This window comes from Mesobacillus thioparans (genome assembly GCF_965138835.1).
Lineage (GTDB): Bacteria > Bacillota > Bacilli > Bacillales > Cytobacillaceae > Mesobacillus > Mesobacillus thioparans.
Window position 1 is genome coordinate 53,842 of record NZ_CBCSFH010000012.1, and the last position, 21,581, is coordinate 75,422.

The window sequence follows — 21,581 nt, forward strand, 5'->3', positions numbered from 1 at the left end:
TGATGAATCATATTTTTAGATTTAACACTACTATATCATAGCATCCGTAAATTCTATTATCACAAAGAAAAGGCTACCCAAAACGGGAAGCCAGTATGATTATTCATCTTTCTATATTACGTATGGTGTCAGCTCGCTTTATCTTTTTTCTCAGGTTTCCCGGTCACGATCAATTTCATGGTCTTTATTGCCTTCGTTTTGCCTCCGAAGTTCTCAGCCTCTGCAATTAAAGTATGGGTACCATTAGCCAATTTCAGTTCTGCCTGGAAGGTACCGTCTCGACCGGTTTTCACTGAATCCACAAGGACGATTCCGTTTCCGCGCTTTTCGTAAATATTCACAGAGGTTCCATTCGCTGCTGTGCCTTTTACCAAGGCAGGTTCTCCTTTCACCAACATTTCTTCTTGTTCCCATAATGGCACTTTAGGGACTTCCTGCTCTGCATCCTTTGACCAGCGCAGCGCATTCACGAATAAATTCCGACCATCCTTCGTCCATCCATAATCAGGTCCAATCATATTGGTGACCGCAAATGAAGACATCAGTAAATGCATATGTTCCTTGCTTCTGAATTCAAACTCAATCGAATTCCCTTTGTTCTCACTGTCGATATATAAGCTCGAGAGCGGTACACCTGAGTAATTTTTGAAAGTTGAGTATGGACTCTTTGCGGCATGTATTTTGACCATACCGTTCTCATTAAAACGGATGCCATCAAATATTGGATGTCCATCCAATCCATCGATATAAACAGCGCCCTCATTATACCCCTGCTTATCGATTTCCGGACTTCCCACTAACTCATTCAGTACCGGAATGGAGCCTTCATCGACACCCCATGTCCCTGTGAACACTAAGCTGGTTTTATGTTCATCGCTTTCCTCTATCAATTGTTGGAACTGTTCCCTTGTGCCTTTGTTCGTATTGACAAGGATGACCTCATATTTCCCAACATTTCTTAGGATGTCCCAGCCTTTTTCTTCTGCATATAAGTTTTGTTCATTCAGGAGCTGTGACAGTGCGCCGTTTACGTCTCCAAGCACGGCTGCCTCAAATGGATTCAACTCCAGGTTGAATTCTAAATCATCTGAGCCTATTTTTAATTCGAAACTTTCCTGGAGGTAACCATCTGCAACTACCTGCAGTGTATAGTCTCCCGGCAATAAATTCTTGATGAGATAGGTTCCATCATCATTGGTGGAACTTTCGGCCTTAAAGTCGGGCTCATCTTTTGGAATCAATATCAATTCCGCATCAGCCACCGGATCCTGGCTTTTCTTTGATGTAATGGCCCCCTTCAAATCTGATCCATCAATTGCATCGAGGGTAAAATGCAGCTCTACACTGCTTCCCACATCTTCAACTTTCACTTCCTTAGTCTGTTCTTCAAAGCCTCTTGCCTGGACTTTCAAGTTATACTCACCAACACCAATGCCGAATTTATACTGGCCAGCTTTATTGGTCGTGGTTTTGTGGTTGGTTCCTTCAATGGTGACAAAAGCTCCTCCAATCGGCTTTCCTTGACTATCCTTGACTTCCCCGGAGATTTCTCCCTGGCTTGCTGTCAACGCATAATCAATCGCATTCAAGTATACTTTCTTAGCATTATCCGTCCAGCGATCGTTCGGATGGCCATATCCACCTATTTGAAGTGCAGAAAGCAGGATATGGACGCTATTTGATGAACTGAACTTATAGCCAATCGTGCTTCCCAGTTGCCCTTTGTCAGGGTTCGTCAGCGATGCAAGTGTTGTTCCGCTATAATTGGAATACACCGAGTACTGTACCACTCCTTTAGGATTGACAAGGAGTTGGACCTCATCCCCTTTTTTGAAACCTTTTAAAATAGGATGATCTTCTGCCACTTTAATGCTGATTTCTTTATCAGCATAACTTCTTTCGAGGCTTTCTGGATCACCGTAAGCGTTGCTAAGATCACCAATTGTCCCTCCATAATTCGCAGTGAAAATCATGCTGACTTCATTCTCATTCGCCTTTTCAACCATGGCCTTGAAGCGATCTTCATTCATGTAAGTGTCATTGACAATGACTGCTTTATAATTTTGCATATTCTCTATCAACCGTTCGTATTCCTTATATGGATAGAGTTCAATATCATAACCATTTGCCTCAAGGAATGGCATGATCCTATCCTTCTGAGTAGGATTGGCAAGAATGGCTATCTTCTCGGAATCAATGAGAGAAGCGTTAAAATCAGTTTGCTGTCCTGCTGTAATTTCGACTGATTGGTAAACTGGTTTATAGCCTGCCGCAATTACTCTTACTTCATAAGTTCCGGCTGGCAGTGTCAGCTGATACTTCCCTTCCTCATTTGTCTTTGCTGTCACTGGTGTGCCAATCACCTCGACAGTCGCACCGGCAACCTCTTCTTTTGTGGAGGCATCTACCATTTTGCCTGTCAGGATTCCTGAATTGACGGATTTGATGATGAAAGCTTCAGATACAGCTTTACCATTCGCAATCGTAACGGTGAAATCCTTTGGATCATGGCCAAAAGCTTCCACAGTCAGCGAATACGATCCTTCCTCAAATGCGGCGAAGAAATTCCCTAGATCATCTGTCTGATAGGTTTTGCCCGTTTCTTTTACTTTGATCGACGCCATGACTGGCCCATTATCATTCTTGACTGTACCATGGAGTTCTCCGACAAGGGCATCTTTCTCATCGAGTGCCCAGTTCAGGGCATTATTCAAAAGACGCTCTCTTGCAGGGTCAAAGGAATCATTCGGTTTGAAAACATGGCTGATTGTCATATTGGCGAGCAGGATTTCGACTGAATCGATTGTTCTGCCCTTGTATGCGACCATGCTGCCCTTCTCCCCGGTTGCTGTATGCGAGAAATCCACGGCAGTTTTGCCTGTATAACCGTCAAACCCATAATAGTAACCTGACTTTGCCGGAATCCAGATGCTATCCCCGGCATTGAATCCAGCTGTCAATGGATGTTCTTCTTTTACTGTTCCTTGTGCTCCAGCTTTGTTATTATGTTCAAAAATTATTTTTGGATCTTGGTTGAATTCCTGCAAATATCGAATGGAACCTCGACCGCCCGCCTGCCCTGTCCAGATGACCGATTTTCGTTTCTCATCCAGGGCTTTTTGGAATGCAAGGAAAACCTCCTTCGAAGGGACCAGGCTTGGTGCATAATCCGAATTGGCGAAAACAATATCCACCTCATCCAATTTATCTATATCCTGATAATTGAGGTACACCACCTTGTAACCTCTCTCTTCAAGATATTGCTTATACGATGTTCCCGAAGCAGTCAGGTCTACGATCACCCCGATTGTTGGAGAAGGTCGTAATTTTACATTCAGGGAGACTTTTTGTTTGTCTGTTACCTTCAGGCTAACATCCTGTCGTACATATCCATCTTTTTCGATCCTTACATTGTAATCTCCCGGCTCAACATTTGGAATCGAATATTGTCCCTGCAAATTTGACACTACTTCTCTTGGTTTTCCCAGGATCGTTATCGTTGCACCCTCTAACGCATTTCCATCCCTGGAATCTTCGACTGTTCCGGAAATCACTCCAACATTCTCAGCCGGAGGAAGCATCATTTCCTTTGGTTCACTATCCTTTTCAGCTTTAGCCTTCAATGTTCTTGAAGCATATCCGTAAGCACTGATTTCAATCTCGTATTCACCTGGCAGGATAGCGATTGTGAAACCTCCATCCTCGTTGCTTGATTTAGTCTGGTAAGGCTGTCCCTTTACCTTGATATCCGCCTTCAATGGATTGCCTTGATCATCGACAACCTTGCCGCTGATTACAGGATACTCGACATTGGCAGCCCATATTACAGAGTCGATCAGTAGCTGTTTTCCTTCCACGGTGTAGTCTTTCGCTCCATGATAATAAGCAAAACCGTGACCGCTCATCATCAATTCTGCACTTCCGGCTGACCTTGGCTTATAAGCGATGCCAAGACCATGGGAGGCATCAGAACCTTCATGCTTGATTTCAGCCAGAGGATAACCGCTGTAGTCCTTGAAATATCCAATATAGCTGGCAGCCGGAGACAGGATTTCAACCAATTCTCCATCCTTTGCTCCATTGAAGATTGGATGCTCTTCGAGAACTTTATATTGAGCTGCTTCTGTCGTTTTCCTTATCGTTTTCAGTTCTTTTGGATCATTCCTGTAACTCACAAGCTGTTTGATTCCCCCACCCCAAACTGCATCACCAAAAATCAGGCTCGTCTGGGCTTTGTCAGCAGCAGCAAACATCTCGTCGGTTATGGCTGATGAATTCGGGTCATTGAAGAAAATAACATCAAACTCATTCATTTTTCCAATTAAGTCTGCAGGCTGCACATCCCTGACTTCTACCCCGATGTCTTTAAATACAGCCTTGAAGTTATCTCCTGATGAATAGTAGTCACCCACGACACCCACAGAAGGCATTGGATTCATTTGGAGATCCAGGTCTCCAGTATGACGTGCTACATCAATGCTTTGCTTATGGGTAATGTATCCTTCCTTGATGAAGGTGATGACAAAAACATCTTCATCTAATCCAGATACTCTATAACGTCCATTCCCTGATGTCTGAACTTCTGCTACAGTATCACCCGCCTGGTTTTTGACTGTAACCTGGACGCCGGAAAGCTCAATACCAGAAACCGAATCCTTGACACTGCCTTCAAGGCTGCCCTTCTCTGAATCTCCTAGAGAAATCTGCACCAATTGCGGGGAACCATTAGCAACTGTAATTGTCTCTGACTTGGAGCCCAAGCCCTTCGACCGCACCTCCAGCTTGAATGTTCCTTCATCATGGAAAATAGTAAAGTTCCCGTTTGAATCAGTTTCAGCTTTTACTCCTGTCTCCAATACCTCGATTGTTGCCTCAATTGACTCTCCTGTTGGACCGGTTATTTTTCCCGTGACCTTTCCATATTTCGCTTTATACAGGTAGTCAATGCTATTGAACAAAATCTGCTGCTGTCCTCGCAGCCAGGCTTTCGACGATTCCCATGGAACTGTAGAGTGACTTGACAACAATAAATGGGCACTGTCTTCAGAGACAGCATTATAAGCAATTCCCGCGCCAACAAAACCAAGATCGGTGCTGCCGATTTTCCCGATTGTCCTTCCGGAATACTGATTGAACCAGGCAAAATCTGCGTTTCTCTCCAACACATTGATTCTGTCACCCGCTTTGTAGCCTTTGAAGATTGGATGTTCAGCTTCAACCTGGATTCTTACTTCCCCCACATCATAATCATGGCCAAGCTCTTTAGGATTATTATAGTAATCTTTCAAATGATGAATGGATCCATAGTTTGAGCCCCACTGGTCGGTGAAAATGATGCTGACATGATTCGCTTCTGCCTTTTCGACCAATTCCTTGAACTGTGCCTCTGTTGGCTTGATTCCATCTGAACCATAGCCTCCGTTCAAGTAAATCACTTTATAACGTCCGATTTCCTCAATCACGTCCCATTCCCGCTCTTCAGCTGTATACCCATTAACGTTCAGCAAGGTCGTGATTTCGCTCTTGTAATCATTCAATACCGCAATATCAATTGGCTGCAACTCGAACGTAATATCCGTATTTTGACCGGCGTTTACCACGATTTCCTTGCTGCCAGATTTAAATCCATTCATAGAGATCGACGCCATGAACGTTCCTTCAAACACTTCTTCTTGTGAAAATACTCCTTTGCTGTCTGTTTTCCCCTTCACTGGCGACTCGTTTAATTCAACCGTTGCTCCCTCTACAGGTTTGTCGGTTCGTTGGTCTTTTACCTGGATGGAAAATGAGCCTTTAGCAGCATCTTTAAGTTCATAGCTCTTTGTTAAAACATAACCGGAAGATAACTTAACTTGTTCGGTTATTTGTTTTTTGCCGTAGGATGAGATCCGGACTGTATAATCTCCTGGAGTCTGTTCTAATAGAAATGCTCCATTTTGGTCTGTTTCAATAGCATTTCCTGTTTCGGTAACAGTGACAGTACCCTGAATGGCATTTCCACTGGTATCTTTCAATGTTCCTTTTACAGATGCTGGTGAAATGTAACTTTGAACACCATTCTGGTAAGGCACGAATACTTGTCCTGGAAGAACCGGTATCCCAGAAGTACTGTAAGCAGGAAGTCTGAAATCCTTCAATCTTTCTCCGGTATACACATCAAGGACAGACAGGTTTCCGCTTGTGCCTGCGAAGAATAGAAGCCCGTTAGCGGATACAGAACCAGTGTTCAGCGTCGTTCCGACAGCACGGTTATTCCAGATCTCCTCACCAGTTTTCGCGTCATAAGCTCGCAATGCTGGCTGTACGGCAGAACCGATCACAACCATATTTTCATAGACGATTGGAGAACCAGCCTGAGTATCTCCAATTCCGGCTGCTTTCCACTTTTCTTCCCCAGTTTTCGCATCCAGGGCATACAGCGTGCCACCTTCTGTATTGAAATTGGTACCTGCAACGTAAAGTGTTCCTTTATCGTATACCGGCTTGGATGCAATTCCTTCATTGACAAGAGTTTTACTCCATACTTCGCTTCCGTCCTCTACATTTAGCCCTCTTAATTTTTGATTATCATAGCTGCCGATAAATAGCATTCCACCGCCTGCGCTTGGGCCGAAATAGGCAGGGCCGCCAAGTTCGACGTTCCATTTCTTTTCACCTGTCTCAGCATTCAACGCGAACAGTTTTGCCTTTTCTCCAAGATCGGATGCAACAAACAGTGTCCCGTCAATATATAAAGGAGATTCATAGACTCCTTTTGCACCTGTGTTTGCTGTCCAAACAATGCTGCCTGACTTTAAATCGAGGGCATAAATCTTTCCATCCTGCCCGCCAGAAAGGTAGACTTTGTCTCCTTCTATTGTTGGTGAAGACCTATTCGAGCTTCCAATTTTCACTGTCCATAGCTCTTTTCCCGTTACAGTATCCACGGCAATAACTGAACCGCTGTCAGTAACCAGAATCAATTTACCTTTGGCTGTTGCAGGAGTGGAAAATAAAATTTTTCCTTTACCTGCTGTATCGTAGTTCCATCCTTCAACAAGCGTATCCACGTCTATTGCATTTCCAGAGACAGCATTTCGGTGTATATTCCCATTCGCCATACTCCATTCCTTACTGGTCTGTGATGCACTTTCTTTGACCTGAAGTTCAAGCGAGATATCCTTTGTGACATCAATCTCCTTTGCATGTCCCGTCATTCCCTCTCCAGAAATCTGGAGAACATACTTCCCGGCTGGAAGATTCTTAATCTCAAATTTGCCGTCAGCATCTGTTCGATAGGAGGATAGAGGTGTCCCTTTTATACTTAGAAAGGCATAAGGGATCGTTTTTCCTTCCTCACTCAATATGCTACCTTTTACACTAAAAGTATCGGCATTCTCTAATACCCAGTTCACAGATTCTGTTTTTCCCTTCTTCAGCTGGATTGCGGTCTCCAAATTCTTATAGCCAAAAGAAGTGACCTTCACCTTATGAATGCCTTCCCTGATCTTTAACTTAATAGTCCCGTCTTTGCCAATGTCATAGGACAGACCTTCTTCTGCTACCACAAGTTTCCCTCGTATCGGCTTTCCTTCCTTGTCAGTCAGCTTTCCGACGAGTTCACCAGCGAAAGCTGTTTCAGTGACAGCCTGGTAAATATTTAGGATTCCACTTCCATATGAATCATTGGGCAATGTGCCCATATGCGGTTCAACTCTAACAGTCTGTTTGAGTGTTTCCTTTATCTGGTCGACTGTCAAATTGGGATTTGCCTGCAATAACAGAGCGACTGCCCCGGTAACATGCGGAGTGGCCATCGAAGTACCGCTGATTGTATTGTATTTTCCTTCATTTCGTTTGGATGGCCAGGCTGAATAGATCTTGTGGCCAGGCGCAGAGATATCCGGTTTGATAAGTCTTTGCTCATTTCCATTCTCATCCTTCCAAAAAACCGGACCCCGACTCGAAAAATAAGCAGTTTGATCATAAATATCCGTTGCCCCTACAGCGAATGTTTCCGGGAAACTTCCCGGTGAACCAATAGTTTGCGAGCCAGGGCCATCGTTTCCAGCTGCGAAAGCTGGGAAAATCCCTGCTGATACCCACGCTTTGACATCTTCATAAAATTCGAGATTGTAAGTATTAGCATTTCCCCATGAATTGTTGACCACATCCGGAGCCTTTGAAGTGTCCCCGCCTGGAGCCATGAACCATTGGAATGCCTGATGGATGGCAGATAGGGTTGTCGAACCGCCGTCGTTGAAGATTTTGGCGGCAATCCACTCAGCCTCAGGAGCTACCCCAATCGGCTCTCCGTCCCCTCCGCCAACGGCAGTACCCGCTACGTGGGTTCCATGGCCAAATCCGTCATTTGGCGTTTTATACCCCTGTCCTGACAGGTCAATCCATGAATACTGATGGTTTCCATCCCGACCACGGTAATTTTTCTTCAGAGCTTCGTGGTTTCCATCGACCCCGGAGTCCATTATACCGACAACAATCCCTTCGCCTTTCAACCCATATTGTCCCCACACGTTTGTGGCATGAATCTTTTCAAGTCCCCATTCTGGCAGTCGCGGGGGAGACTCTTCCACAGTCACCTCCGGCAGGCTGAGAGTTTCGTCGAGAGAAATTTCCGCAATATCATCACGTTTCTTCAGTTCATCCAGAGCTTCCTTTGTGACCGAAGCAGTTATTCCATTGATGATCCAGAGTGTCTCTTTCTCTTTGGCTTTTCCTTTTGTCTCCAAAGCCGATAGAGCCTGCTTTACTCCCTTTTGCGAATTGTCCGCTTTTTCCTTGAGATGGTCTTGAATCGAGGTTATTTTTTCTGCCCGGCTTTTCTTTTCTTTCACCTGTGGATAGATCTTATTGAGATCAGGTTGTTCCTTCATCCTGATGATCACATCAATTTCTTGCTTCTTTTCAAACGCTTTAAGGAGAACAGCTTCCTTTTCCTTTTCAGGCGCAGTTTGTTTATCCCCTTTCAATGGTGGCGGGTCTATGCCCAGTCCATCTAAAAGGTTTGTCAGCTCTTTATGATCTGCTGACGCAGTTTCATTCCCTGCTGTTTTGCTTGGTTCATATTTTTTTCCCCGTTCTTTCTCCAATACAAGTTCTTCTTTTGAAAAACTCGCTGGTTTCTGTGTCGCAGCAATGGCTAGCTGTGAAGAATATGTCGAAAACACCATAATAAAGGCCAGTATTACCGCCGAAAGCTTTCTTGCAGTCTTCTTCTTCGTTAATCTTCCCAAGTTTCTTGCACCCCCTGAAAATTTGATTAACGAAGAAATACTGCAAAAATATGTAAAAACCTTTATAAATTTTGAATATTTGCACTTTTCTGTTAAAAATGATTATTTAGCATTAGACATTTTCTGGAATATATAGTAAATAAGTAACACCTGACTAAAAAAAATAAGAGACCAACAATGGTCTCATCTGTAGCCTAAGTCGGTCGCAGGAATGACTTTAGCGTTACAGGTCCTTTCATAAAATTCAATTGGGCCGGCATGATCAATAACGATTTTTTTGTATCCTCTTCTTTTCATTGCTTCCAGGCAAAAATGAAGCAGGGATTCCCCTATTCCCTCCGCTCTTTTGTGCTTCGCAACACCCATAGGCCCAAAAAAGCCTGGTTTTCGAATATCAAAGGCTGCAAATCCTACAATTTCTTCCCAATCATGATCCAAGGCAACAAATATAGATGATTTCTGCTGTGCTATGGCTTGCTGGATTGACTCCGTCCAGCGAGAGCCAAATTCCATATGGATGAAACGCATCAGCTTTTCCTCATCCCGATTACTTAGCATCCTGATATGTTTGTATTTTCCCACCATCGAAGTGTACCCTTCCAAAGATAAAATCATATCCCTTGAAATAGTTGCTATATTCAAAAGAGCATTTTCCTGAACCACTGTTAATAAACCTTTCGTTTGCCCGGTCTTAATCAATGCTTTCAGGACGTGTCCTTCATTGAGAAAAATTTGGTTATAATTTTTCATATAGTTTACTGCTTGCTCAATTACTAGTTTTGTTGATGGACAAACTTGCAGTTTTAATGGCTGGTATAGTTCATATGACAAGCTGTCTACATAAGGGGTTATAAAATTCCTTAACAAGGAAATGTCGATCCCGCTTTTTTGCTTTGCTTCCCAGACTGGGAACGGACCATCACTCAGGCAGCCGAGCAAGAGATGACCGGGCAAAATGCAGGGACTTCCTGAATTCTTCCGTTCTTTTTCCGCGATTTCCAATGCTTTAACCATTTGTTCAGTTAGCTGGAACTGCATCAGCCATCCACCCTCTTCATTTTAATAGAGTACAAAATTAGTAATAGGATGTTTTCAGATTAAGCATTTATTTTCATGCTCTCATCTTCCCTTCTAAGCGTATAGTAGCTGTGGAATGCCATCCCGAGCATCACAAACACGATACCTGCCCAGGATAAAGGAGATGGCAGCGGCATAGAAAGGATTAAATATTCACCGGCTAACGCAAAGAGGACCTCCATTGACTGGGTTGCTTCGACACCAGCAAGTTGGGCCATATTTCCTCTCACTAAATCTGTTGCCTTGAAGAACAATACGGTTGCGATCACCCCTGAGGTAATGGCAACCAATAGTGATTGCAGGCTCTGGCTCATTGAGGGAGCCCCCTCCGTAACAAAACCAAAACCAGCAAGTATGAGCCAGAATGGCAGGCTTGCCAGGGTCATGCCGAGCACGCGCTGATAGGCGTCAAGACTTCCATTGGCAACCTCCATCATCTTTCGATTGCCAAGTGGATAGGCAAATGATGCAATCAATACAGGAATGACCCCGAGCAATACCAATCGGAGAGGAATCTGCTTTGCATGCTCGATCTGCATAAGCATGATGCCCAATAAGATGACTATGGACATCCAAAGTCCTTTAAAAGGAATTTTCGCTCTGACAGCTGCTAAACCATCGTTTGTCTGTTTTGTTTCATAGAAAAAGGGGCTGAGAAAAGCGCCTGAAATTATCGTGATTTGCCAAGTGCCTGCAATCAGCCATCCAGGGGAGTAGGCAGCTGCATATGTCAGTGGTGCATAAAATAGGACAAATCCAATAAAACTCCATAAAAACCATGAGTATGGATTTTCTTTTATATGCTGAAGCAGTGGCCTTAAATTCTTCCTTGCCATTACTATTGCCAGCAGGAAGGGGACCATGAATATATATCTTAATGAAGCACTCCATATCCAGCTTCCACCTGATAATTCCATTGACTGATTAAGCACAAAGGTAAAAGCAAAAAAGAAGGCAGCTAAAATACCTAACAAAATTGGACCCATTTGATCACTTCCCATTCTTGATTCAGATATTATTTCAATCTATCATACTATCATGACCCAAGTTTTTCCACATAAAGACAGACACCTGGTTTCCCAGGTGCCTATAGCTGCAATCAGTATTATTGTCCCTAGTTTATTTCATCCGGTTTGTCGTAGGTTACATATGTTCCGGCAATAAAATCATGAATGGCTCTTTTATCTTGTCGCAATCCTACCATGAAGGCACTGACAATCACACCAATACCTAATGTCAAAAGATAAACAAGGCCTGCTACAATTGTACGCATAAGCATCGTACCAAAACCAAGCTTTTCGCCATTGACCTTCGCGATCCTGACTCCTACAATTTTCTTTCCCACTGTATAACCTGACCATACTACCGGCACAAGAACAGTGTATAGCAAGTTCAATGTGGAAGTAAATGCGTTATCTTCCATGTTGCCTGTTATCAGGTAGCTAATGATCGAAAGTGGTACCCCGATGATCAATCCATCCAAAATTGCTGCTCCAAGCCTTACCCAGAACCCTGCTGGTCTGCCCATAACTTTCCCTCCTAGAAGTAAATGAATCCGCTGTATTTTACACACAAGAACGCACGGAGCGCTCCCGTGACCATACATACTAATACTTAATGCAAATATGGATTATTTATTCTCATTAGTTTTTACCACTGCCGGTCTTAATGGCAAATGATTTCAATTCACTTCTATTAGAGTATAGGAAAAGTTAATTAAATGGAATAGTTTATTGCTAAATTTCTCCTTTTTTCTTGATAGGCAACAATACATATTAATTGTTTCAATTAATGAATAACGCATTTTTTATAGATTATATTTTTCTTTTTTGATACTGATCGATCAAATCATGGAGTCTGTCAAGTTGGAAGGCATAGTCATAAATCGCTGCTCCTATTATTGTAAGCCGCAGTCTTTCACTTCGTCCCATCGCCCTATCTTCCATAATCGTTTCCAGGAAATATCCACTCTCCTGGACCATTTGTTCCACTTCAAATTCCTTGATTTTTCCTGAGTATTTCAAGAGGATCATTTCATGGTAATGAATCAGTTCTTCCAGATGGCCATCAAACTCGTTTGTCTCCATTTTATGTGGCCTGCTTTGAAAGAAATGGTCTTCGACAATATCAAGAAGTCTCATTCCATGGTGAAGGCAGGCAAGCATTTGCTTAAACACTACAAGCTCCCTTACATCAAGAGATTTGACTTTGGAAATTTTCTCTCTTTCCTCATCGAGTAATTTATATAGTTCTTCCAACTTGGCAATATCTTTTCGCAGCTCTCTCCACTGTTTCTGAAAAGTCTTTTCCGTAAGTTCATTGGAAATCGCAGTCCTGATCAACAAAGACAAGGTTTTAAAGCTGCTTTCCATTTTGTCTGTGAAATGTTTATTGAAATTTGGCGGGTAAACAGTAAGGTTCACAAGGAATGCTGATCCCATTCCAACAAGGACGATCAGGAACTTATTGGCTGCTGTAATGATTCCCTCAAACTCCTGCGAACTCATCATGATCAAAACAGTAATAACCGTTAACGATATTGAACTTTCCATTTTAAGCTTCAGGCTAATGACAATCACAATCATCGTTACTAGGCCGATGACAATAGGGTTGTTTCCGAATAAATATATAGAGGCAACAGCGATAATCGCTCCAAGCAAATTTGCCTGGAATTGCTCTAATACTTGTTTCCAGGAGCGATAAATCGAGGGCTGGACGGTAAAAGTAGCTGCAATTGCCGCAAAGACTGGCGGGCTTAATCCGAGCCATTTTGTTATATATAATGCCAGGGCCACTGCGATCCCTGTTTTTAGCACTCTTGGACCTAGAGTAATCATGTACAACCCACTTTCTCTTAAAAGAAAATCCATCTATTCTATCTTTACCTTGATAAGCAGAACAAAAACTCTTTTGGGTCTTTACACTCTCTTAAAAATCATGTTTTTACCATACAAAGAGGTTATCCTTCCCTTTAGCGGGAATAATATTCTAGCAGCTTTTTTAAAAGGTGGGAACAAGATGCTGAAATTAGATCGAAATCATGACCCCAGGAAAAATGCTGAATTAATCTCACGTATCACTGGGAAAAACTTATCGATGGATCAATTAGTCAGTGAAACAAATCAATTATTCAGGGAAGCAAGTGCAGATTACAAACCGCTAATTACGAATTCAAATAAAAAACTATTTTCTTTATTCACTAATTTCCGCACTAACTTAAGGCGGGTTTTGCAAACGAAATCCGCATTTGATGATACTGTGTATTATGACACGATCGTTGACGCAAATGGCAATGTCTTTCCTGATTGGATGGGAAAATTGAATGAAGAGTACAAACATCTGGTAAAAGAACTCAATCGGGAGGTTCATATCGAAGACTTCGGAGCGGTCGGAGATGGTATCACAGATAATACAGAAGCCTTCAGGATGGCTCTTGGCCATGGGCATGTGAAAGTATATGTACCAGAAGGTATTTTCGCCGTGAAAGAAATAAAACTGCCTTCCTATTCCAGTCTTGTCGGCGCCGGAAAAGGTAAAACAGTCATCAAGCTTCATGACTCTGCCCCTAAAGGAAAGAGACTAGTCACGAATAAACATCACCGAACGGGCAATCGCAACATTTATGTCAGCGGAATGACACTGGACTGGAATGTTGAACGTCTCGGAGATGTCGAAAAAACAAGTACCTGGGGAAATCACTCCAGCTGTCTGCTGTATGCCAATGTAAAATACGGCTGGGTGAAAGATGTTGAAGGAATCAACCCAGGGCTTCACTGCTTCGATATTTCTTCGACTCTCTACAATTACTACGGGGATGGATACAGAGCCCGCGGCGGAAGCGAGTATATCTGGCTGGACAATCTGACTGGCTATGGTTTTGGCGATGATGGGATAACAACTCATCATAGCGATAACATCTTCATTTCAAATTGCCACATGAGTGATCCAAGTGGAAAAGCACATAAAAAGGGGTTTTCGAACTCCAACGGAATCGAAATCGATGATGGTTCCAGGAATGTTTGGCTGTTGAACAACTCATCCGCTAGATGTTTTGGCGGTATTGAAATCAAAGCACATCATACCTCTTCAGCCGCTAATAATGTGGTCATCATTGGCCACCTATCCGTGAACGATAATCGTTCTTATAATTTTAGGCATATCGGTCATCACAAAGAGACCGATCCTGAATCCAAAACAGCCATCAATATTATGGCAGCAAATATCGTCTCGATTTATCCGATTCTAACAGAACTTTATGCAAACTCTTCACCCAGGGCGATGGTTGTTTCTGCCTATAAAAACGTAGCCGTGAACCATTTTACGGCAATCGGTGACCCATCCTACGAATACAATGGCGATCCTGCCATAGCCATCCAGTACCGGGCAAGGAATGTCATATTAAAAAATATAGAATTAAGCGGTTTTACAAAAGCTGGAACAGACATAAAGGTTTTTGGCGGCAGCAATCATGCTGACAATGTCAAAATCCGCAATGTGGTCACAACCCATTCTGCACCTAAAGCAATTGAAATCGGGAAGGGTGTAGAAACATTCTCAGTGGAAAAAGTTTACGCCGAGGCGGTCAATGGCCGGACAGTTGTACAAATCGCTGGAGATGAGTCCGTGTTAAAGGATATTCAGTCAAAAGGCTTCAAGCAAAATATATCGATAAACTCCGGTAATGAGATTTCAGTTTGATAATTTGAAACAGAGAGAGGAAGCAGTGCACCACTGCTTCCTCCATTCATTAAAGGACCCATTTACGAATTGACTGAGCGACACCGCTTTCCCGGTTCGATGCTGTAATATCATCAGCCGCTTCCTTGACAATTTCCTGGGCATTTCCCATCGCAATTCCCAATCCAGCCTCAGTGATCATCGCAATGTCGTTAAGACTGTCTCCAACTGCCATCACGTTTTCCATTGAAATCCCCAATAATTCGCTAACCTTTTGCAAGCCCTTCGCCTTATTGATTCCTAATGCATTTACTTCAATGTTTTTCAGACTGGAATTGCTTATTTCAAATAAACCTTTATCCTTTAACTCTTTTAATACACTTTCCCTGATCTCATCCTCTTCGATATGGAAACCGAATTTGAGCCATTTTTGTGAAAACAAGTCTTCTGGCATATCATTTCTCCACACGTCTTCACTGCTTGTAGCCCAAAATCCAGTCCTGTGCTTCCTGGACAGCTCATACATCCATTGGATATGTTCTGTATCAACCGGATTCACTTCAATGAGTTCACCATCCGGTCCCCATATTTCCCCGCCATTAACTGTCACAAGATAGGATGATAATTCGAGCGATAATACATAATCCCTTGCTGTTTTAAGACTTCGTCCCGTACTGAGGACTACTTTTATCCCTTTTTTTTCAGTTTCCTTGATCGCCTGTCTATTTTCATCGGTCACCTCATGATGTTCATTGAGAAGAGTCCCGTCCATATCGAGGGCGATTAATTTGATATCTAGTTCTTTTCTGTTCAAGTCCATCCTCCTAACAGCGCATCAATTGTCGTTATTAATCATATCAATTGCTTGTTTGACAGTTGCGAATGTATTGATCCTTGAGAAGTCCACACCACCTTCTACGGCAGCCTGTGCAAGTTCAGGCCGCATTCCAGTCGCGAACGAGTCCACTCCCAGCAAGCGCAATATATTATGGATATCAAAAATATGCTTCGCAATCGCGGCATCTATCGTTACGATCCCTGAAAAGTCTATGATTAATGACTGGACCTTCTCCTGTGCAACCTGTGGGATTGCCCGTTCCATGATCAATCTTGCCCGATCATGATCCATTTTTCCAACTAAAGGAAGGACCGCTACATTTTCCTGTACCGGTACAACTGGAGCAGACAAAATATCCACTTCGTCCTGGACTTCTTTCATTAGTTTGGAGGTTTGCCTTTCAAATGCAAATACTGTTTCATTGATACTGATATCCAGCATATTGTTGACTCTTTTATTGATCCAGATAAAATCTTCAATTTCCACTTCATGCTTTAGGCATATTTCTGCCATCTTATCGATGAACACCAATCTTGTAGGAGGATATCTAAGAAGGATATCTGATATCCGGCCATCTCTGGCAGCCTCCCTCTCTCCATTTGCCTTGCTCCATTCCAGTAATCCAACCGAGGTTAACTCGTCGGCATTCCTAATAGAGTCACCAAGAAACCCAAGGTATTCAGTATAAACAACAATTGCCTGATCAATTTCCTGCTTTGGAATTTCGACACCAATCATTTCAATAATTGAATCCACCATTTCCTTTGCGATTGTTTCGGCATTTTGTTGTAATTCATTTGCTACCGCAGCTGTAGGATTCACAAAGGTCACTTCCCTTTTCTTCATGATAATTATAGCCAAATACTTATTATCATTAGAATACACCTTAAGTAAAAAATAATCTCTCTTGAACCCCATGAATCTTGAAGATACTTGAAAATAATCAAGTCGGCCTAGTCAAATAGTACCGAGCAGGATACGGGGTTTCTTTTCGTCTAATTAATATTCTTTTGAAATTCGCGTCAACTCAAAGAACTCTCTCTCAGGCTTCATCCATTTAGTTCCTTTATCAGAGACAAAGTATATCCCTTTTTCTAGATCATAATAGACCATGATCTTCAAATCACCAAACTCAATTGTGCTTTTATTTTTATAAAAAAGTTGATGGCCGCCCGCTTCAGGTGCTTGATTGATCATTTCTCCAATGCGATCGATTGTTTTCCTGTCAGTCATCTTGAAGCAGTCTTCACTTCGCTCTGGCTGTTCATTGATACATACCTCAGGCACATCAGAATTGATCCATTTGGCAGCTTTTAAAGGTTCGGTTTTATCAAATGTGACTTCCGTTTGGTCCGTATTTCTAAAATAGGATGCGCTGATTGACAACACCCATTTTCTCCCTTCCTTTTCCCAGTTTGAAATGAAGCCGGCTCCATCTTCAGCTGGATCACTTGAGGCCTGCTTCATGATAAGATTCCAACCATTTTGCGGAAGCGCATGCTCATAAAAATTCAAAATCTCATCCCAATGATCACCCTTTATTTTATAGACTGGGCTGTCTGCCTCCAGGCCGCTATACAGGGGGATATCCTCTGTGCGTTCCGGAATCAGGTCAAGCCCTTCGTATTTTTCTGTTCGCATATGCTGAAAATAAACAAAAATGGCGGCAAACAATAAAATAAATAATATCAACCCTGGTATTCTCAAGAACTTCAAGTCCATCCCTCTTTGCTTTTTTCTTTATAATAATGTAAATAATGGTAGAATAGAATACTCTAAATTCTTTGAGATAAAATCAGGAGGAAAAAATCATGGTAAACAGCAAAGACGGAAAAAACAGGGTTGATATAAAGCCTGGTGTAAAAGTAAATATAGTACTGAAGGCAGACCAAAGGTCCGGGAAACTCACTAATGGTGTGGTAAAGGATATCCTGACCAATTCCAGCACTCATCCACACGGAATAAAAGTGCGGCTGGCGGACGGCCAGGTCGGACGTGTTAAAGAAATCCTCGAATAAAAGGATCTCTTCCTCCTCCTATCAGGCCGCAAAAAAAAAAGCATTAAAGGGAGTTGCCCCTTTAATGCTTAACTTTTTTTCTCTCTGACTTTATCAACAATCAATGTATTCAATCGCGGAGCCAGCTGGAATAAGATTGTTCCGATAAAAGCAATCACCAAGATGTAAATACTCGCGAAAACTTTTAACTCACCAGTCGCGAGTGCAGCAATAATGACAGAAAACTCCCCACGCTGAGTCAGAGATAGCCCTGCTTTTAGCGAATCGCTTCTAGAAAGGCCATACCATTGTCCTCCTATGAAGCCAACAATCAATTTATACAGCAACGACCACAATACGAGCACCACTAGCAGCCCTAAATAAGGAATGTCGCTGGTCAGTTCAATGTGAAGACCAAAGTTCAGGAAAAAGAATGGCAGAAAAATATTCCTTACCGGCAGTGCTAATTTTTCAACCTTATCCTTGATGGACAACTCAGAAAGCATTATGCCAGCAAGAAAGGCACCGATCACCTCAGACAGACCCAGCATAATGGCAACTCCCCCGTAGGTGAGGGCTATGCCTGTAATCAAAACGATGAAGATATCATCCTGGTTGATTTCTTTTAATAATGATTCTGCCTTTTTAAAGACAACCTTCGCAAAAAAGACGGCAATACCAGCGAGAAGTCCGATTTTCAATAGAATCAGTAAAAAATCAGCAACTGTCATTCCTTTTCCCGAAAGCCCAATAAGAACTGTTACAAGGATTGGAGCAATCAAATCCTCGAAAATCAGGATCAGGAGCATGAACTCGGATTCTTTATTCTCAGTCCTGTTCTTGTCCTCGAGCAGTTTCGCGGTGATCGAAGAACTGGTGGCATAGACAATCCCTCCTACTATCAAGGATGATACCCAATCCAGTCCGAATATGAAGCTGATCACCGCCGTGACAATAACCCCAAGCACCGCATCCAGCAGTCCAGCTTTCCATACCCTGGCACTGTTCGATATCAGCCGGTTAAGCGGGAATTTCATTCCAAGAATAAAAAACAACAGGACCAATCCGATCTCCCCTGCTGCTTCGATTACTTTGGATTCCTTTATAACCAAGGATAAAACCAGACCAAGTAAAATATATAATAATATATCAGGAATTTTGATGATCTTGATGCCAATCATGCCAATCAGGAACAGCACCAATAAAAATAATCCAATGCCCAGAGTCAAATTCAATACCAAACATCACCTTTTCGTATATTTAAAAGCATTTATCATCCTATTTTCTACCCAATTCTCTGCAATTCAACACTGGAAAATTGAACTACTCACTGACTGGATGTGTATGCTTGAATATTCACCCATTTAATGAAACGATACTTTCAAACAGTCCATTTAAATCCTTTATGATAAAATAAACTATATATTCTAAACGGTAGAAAGACTTAGGGGGAAGAAATGAACAGCAGTCAAGAAGCAGCTTTTACCCGGCAGCAGCACAAGGGTATAACAAAAACAAAACTAGCCAAAAGAATCTTTTTCATCATTTTGGGAGCCGTCATGATGGGTGTAGGAATCGAGGAATTCCTCGTACCCAACAGAATATTGGACGGCGGAATCGTTGGTATTTCAATCATCCTCTCACATTTAACTGGCTGGCGCCTCGGCCTCTTTATTTTTGTATTGAACATTCCTTTCTTTTTCATAGGATATAAACAAATCGGAAAGACATTCGCATTATCCACTCTTCTTGGAATCACCGTTTTATCTTTGACAACCAGTTTTCTCCATGATTGGCCCGTTTTCACGAAAGATTTGCTGCTTGCCACCGTTTTCGGCGGGATTGTTCTCGGTGCTGGTGTAGGAATAGTCATCCGTTACGGCGGATCTCTTGATGGTACTGAGATCCTGGCAATCCTGGCAAATAGAAGGCTGCCATTTTCAGTCGGTGAAGTCATCATGTTTTTTAATATCTTCATTTTTGGGACCGCAGGATTTGTGTTTGGCTGGGATCGTGCAATGTATTCGATTCTCGCTTACTTCATCGCCTTTAAAACTATCGATATCGTGATTGCTGGACTGGACGAATCGAAAGCAGCCTGGATCATCAGTGATCAGCATAAGGAAATCGGTGAAGCTATCCTTGCCCGCCTCGGCCGTGGCGTGACGTATTTGTCCGGTGAGGGGGCATATACAGGAGATGACAAAAAGGTGATCTTCTGTGTCATTACCCGTCTCGAAGAAGCAAAACTAAAATCAATTGTCGAGGAGCTCGATGAAACTGCGTTCCTTGCCGTAGGAAACATTGCGGAAGTCCGCGGAGGAAGATTTAAAAAACGAAATATCCATTAACGATTATTTATTCAGCATAAATAAGAGAAGCCCAGAGCATATCTGGGCTTTTGGTTTAACCATCAAGGATTTTGACAGCCTCATCATTCTTCTGCTGGAGCTGCATCAACAGCAATTTGATAGGCATCCAGTAAATTAGACTTTTCTCCCTCACTTTCCAATCCTACGAGAAATTGGTCTTCACCATGGTCCTCAACTTTCATCACCACAGTTTCGTCTCCCTCTCTCAACATTGCATAAGATTGTCCTTTCATTTCGAATAATGCTTCTACTTCGAACTGCCTCTCATTTCCGCTATCATCCCTTACAGTTACCAGGTCCCTGACTGAATCATGGTCCATAACTGATCACCTCCAACATTAAATCATCTTATTTTCCCCTTCTCTGGCCGGAGATATAAATTTTCAGCATCGATTTTGGGTTGAAAATAACACTTCTAAATCAAAATAATGAATGAATTTAAAATAAACTTTTAAATCCCATTCTTTATTTTCACCTATATAATATGTCTCACACACTGTAATTTGGAGGCGTCCTTCTTGAAGACAGCTGGAATTATTCTTGGCTCAATCATCGTTGCATTTGCATTCAACCTATTCCTGATTCCCCATGGTATCATGAGCAGCGGAATCAGTGGTCTTTCCATCATCTTGTCGATGCTAACTTCCGTCAACACAGGGATTTACAATTTTTTATTGAACTTCCCGCTCCTGATTATTGGTTATTTGAAATTGGGAAGAAAATTCATCTTATACACTATCCTTTCCGTCATTACAATCTCCATCACGCTTTTTGTTATTCCAGTATTCAAACTAGCGGAAGATCCGATTCTTTCATCCATTTTCGGAGGGGCAATTGTCGGTTTGGGAATTGGTATAATCTTTCGCTCATCAGGTTCATCAGGAGGATTCGATATCATCGGAATGCTTCTGGCAAGACGTAAAGACTTCCCGATGGGAACGCTATTGTTTGCGATGAATTCTATTGTCATTTTGTTATCAGGCTTTTTATTCAGCTGGGATGCTGCATTGAATACGCTTGTTTCCATTTTCGTACTGGGAAAAGTGATTGATAAAGTGCATACTCATCATGTGAAGCTAACCTTGATGATCATTACCAGAAAAGGCGAGGAAGTGAAGCAGCATCTGCTAAAAAATGTCTATAGGGGTGTAACGGTAATAGACTCTCTTGGCGGATATTCCAATGAGAAAAGCAACGTCATCATTACGGTCATATCCAGGTATGAACTAACAGAAGTAAAAACATTGATAGAAGAAATCGACCCAGAAGCATTTGTAAATATAACCGAAACCCTGGAAGTAATGGGTCTTTTCCATCGAAAACAACATTAAATACCAATCAAGAAGCTGAACGATCAGCTTCTTGATTCCTAAAAAAAAAATTACAG

The 21,581-nt window shown here is 42.3% G+C and carries 14 protein-coding genes; 4 read left to right on the forward strand and 10 right to left on the reverse strand.

Translation table 11 applies throughout. The annotated features are described in order from the left end of the window. Nucleotides 1-128 precede the first annotated feature (128 nt). The 5 genes from ACNAZ4_RS17890 to ACNAZ4_RS17910 all read right to left on the reverse strand — a co-directional run bounded on the left by ACNAZ4_RS17890 (nt 129) and on the right by ACNAZ4_RS17910 (nt 13,147). The gene (locus tag ACNAZ4_RS17890) at nt 129-9,233 is read right to left on the reverse strand and encodes a carboxypeptidase regulatory-like domain-containing protein (protein WP_415816606.1); all 9,105 of its coding nucleotides are present in this window, start codon (nt 9,231-9,233) and stop codon (nt 129-131) included. 183 nt (nt 9,234-9,416) lie between these two features. Next, complete coding sequence (locus tag ACNAZ4_RS17895) at nt 9,417-10,271, reverse strand: GNAT family N-acetyltransferase (RefSeq protein WP_415816608.1); 855 nt, start codon at nt 10,269-10,271, stop codon at nt 9,417-9,419. A 59-nt stretch (nt 10,272-10,330) separates the two neighbouring features. Continuing rightward, complete coding sequence (locus ACNAZ4_RS17900; RefSeq protein ID WP_415816610.1) at nt 10,331-11,296, reverse strand: DMT family transporter; 966 nt, start codon at nt 11,294-11,296, stop codon at nt 10,331-10,333. Between the two features lie 128 nt (nt 11,297-11,424). Further along, the gene (locus ACNAZ4_RS17905; protein WP_415816612.1) at nt 11,425-11,838 is read right to left on the reverse strand and encodes an RDD family protein; all 414 of its coding nucleotides are present in this window, start codon (nt 11,836-11,838) and stop codon (nt 11,425-11,427) included. A gap of 286 nt (nt 11,839-12,124) precedes the next feature. After that, the gene (locus ACNAZ4_RS17910; protein ID WP_415816614.1) at nt 12,125-13,147 is read right to left on the reverse strand and encodes an FUSC family protein; all 1,023 of its coding nucleotides are present in this window, start codon (nt 13,145-13,147) and stop codon (nt 12,125-12,127) included. A 181-nt stretch (nt 13,148-13,328) separates the two neighbouring features. Here ACNAZ4_RS17910 and ACNAZ4_RS17915 point away from each other — a divergent pair, with 181 nt between their 5' ends. Next, entirely contained in the window at nt 13,329-15,008 is a 1,680-nt protein-coding gene (locus ACNAZ4_RS17915; protein WP_415816616.1) for a glycosyl hydrolase family 28-related protein, read from the forward strand. A 49-nt stretch (nt 15,009-15,057) separates the two neighbouring features. Here ACNAZ4_RS17915 and ACNAZ4_RS17920 read toward each other — a convergent pair whose 3' ends face one another. From ACNAZ4_RS17920 to ACNAZ4_RS17930, 3 genes are all read right to left on the reverse strand, one after another. Next, entirely contained in the window at nt 15,058-15,807 is a 750-nt protein-coding gene (locus ACNAZ4_RS17920) for a Cof-type HAD-IIB family hydrolase (RefSeq protein ID WP_415816618.1), read from the reverse strand. 15 nt (nt 15,808-15,822) lie between these two features. Further along, complete coding sequence (locus ACNAZ4_RS17925; protein ID WP_415816620.1) at nt 15,823-16,671, reverse strand: STAS domain-containing protein; 849 nt, start codon at nt 16,669-16,671, stop codon at nt 15,823-15,825. A 153-nt stretch (nt 16,672-16,824) separates the two neighbouring features. Continuing rightward, a complete protein-coding gene (locus tag ACNAZ4_RS17930) occupies nt 16,825-17,541 on the reverse strand; it encodes a hypothetical protein (RefSeq protein ID WP_415816622.1) in 717 nt (238 codons plus the stop codon). A gap of 95 nt (nt 17,542-17,636) precedes the next feature. Between ACNAZ4_RS17930 and ACNAZ4_RS17935 the strand changes: the two genes are divergently transcribed. Then, complete coding sequence (locus ACNAZ4_RS17935; RefSeq protein ID WP_415816624.1) at nt 17,637-17,843, forward strand: YwbE family protein; 207 nt, start codon at nt 17,637-17,639, stop codon at nt 17,841-17,843. Nucleotides 17,844-17,911: 68 nt separating this feature from the next. On the opposite strand, the gene ACNAZ4_RS17940 is transcribed toward ACNAZ4_RS17935, so the two are convergent. Continuing rightward, a complete protein-coding gene (locus tag ACNAZ4_RS17940; RefSeq protein ID WP_415816626.1) occupies nt 17,912-19,057 on the reverse strand; it encodes a cation:proton antiporter in 1,146 nt (381 codons plus the stop codon). Nucleotides 19,058-19,279: 222 nt separating this feature from the next. On the opposite strand from ACNAZ4_RS17940, the gene ACNAZ4_RS17945 reads away from it, so the two are divergent. Next, the gene (locus ACNAZ4_RS17945) at nt 19,280-20,173 is read left to right on the forward strand and encodes a YitT family protein (protein WP_415816628.1); all 894 of its coding nucleotides are present in this window, start codon (nt 19,280-19,282) and stop codon (nt 20,171-20,173) included. Nucleotides 20,174-20,256: 83 nt separating this feature from the next. On the opposite strand, the gene ACNAZ4_RS17950 is transcribed toward ACNAZ4_RS17945, so the two are convergent. Beyond that, nucleotides 20,257-20,514: a DUF1292 domain-containing protein gene (locus ACNAZ4_RS17950; RefSeq protein ID WP_415816630.1), complete on the reverse strand. Its 258-nt coding sequence runs from the start codon at nt 20,512-20,514 to the stop codon at nt 20,257-20,259. A 198-nt stretch (nt 20,515-20,712) separates the two neighbouring features. Here ACNAZ4_RS17950 and ACNAZ4_RS17955 point away from each other — a divergent pair, with 198 nt between their 5' ends. Further along, a complete protein-coding gene (locus ACNAZ4_RS17955; protein ID WP_415816632.1) occupies nt 20,713-21,525 on the forward strand; it encodes a YitT family protein in 813 nt (270 codons plus the stop codon). The last annotated feature ends 56 nt before the right edge of the window (nt 21,526-21,581 follow it).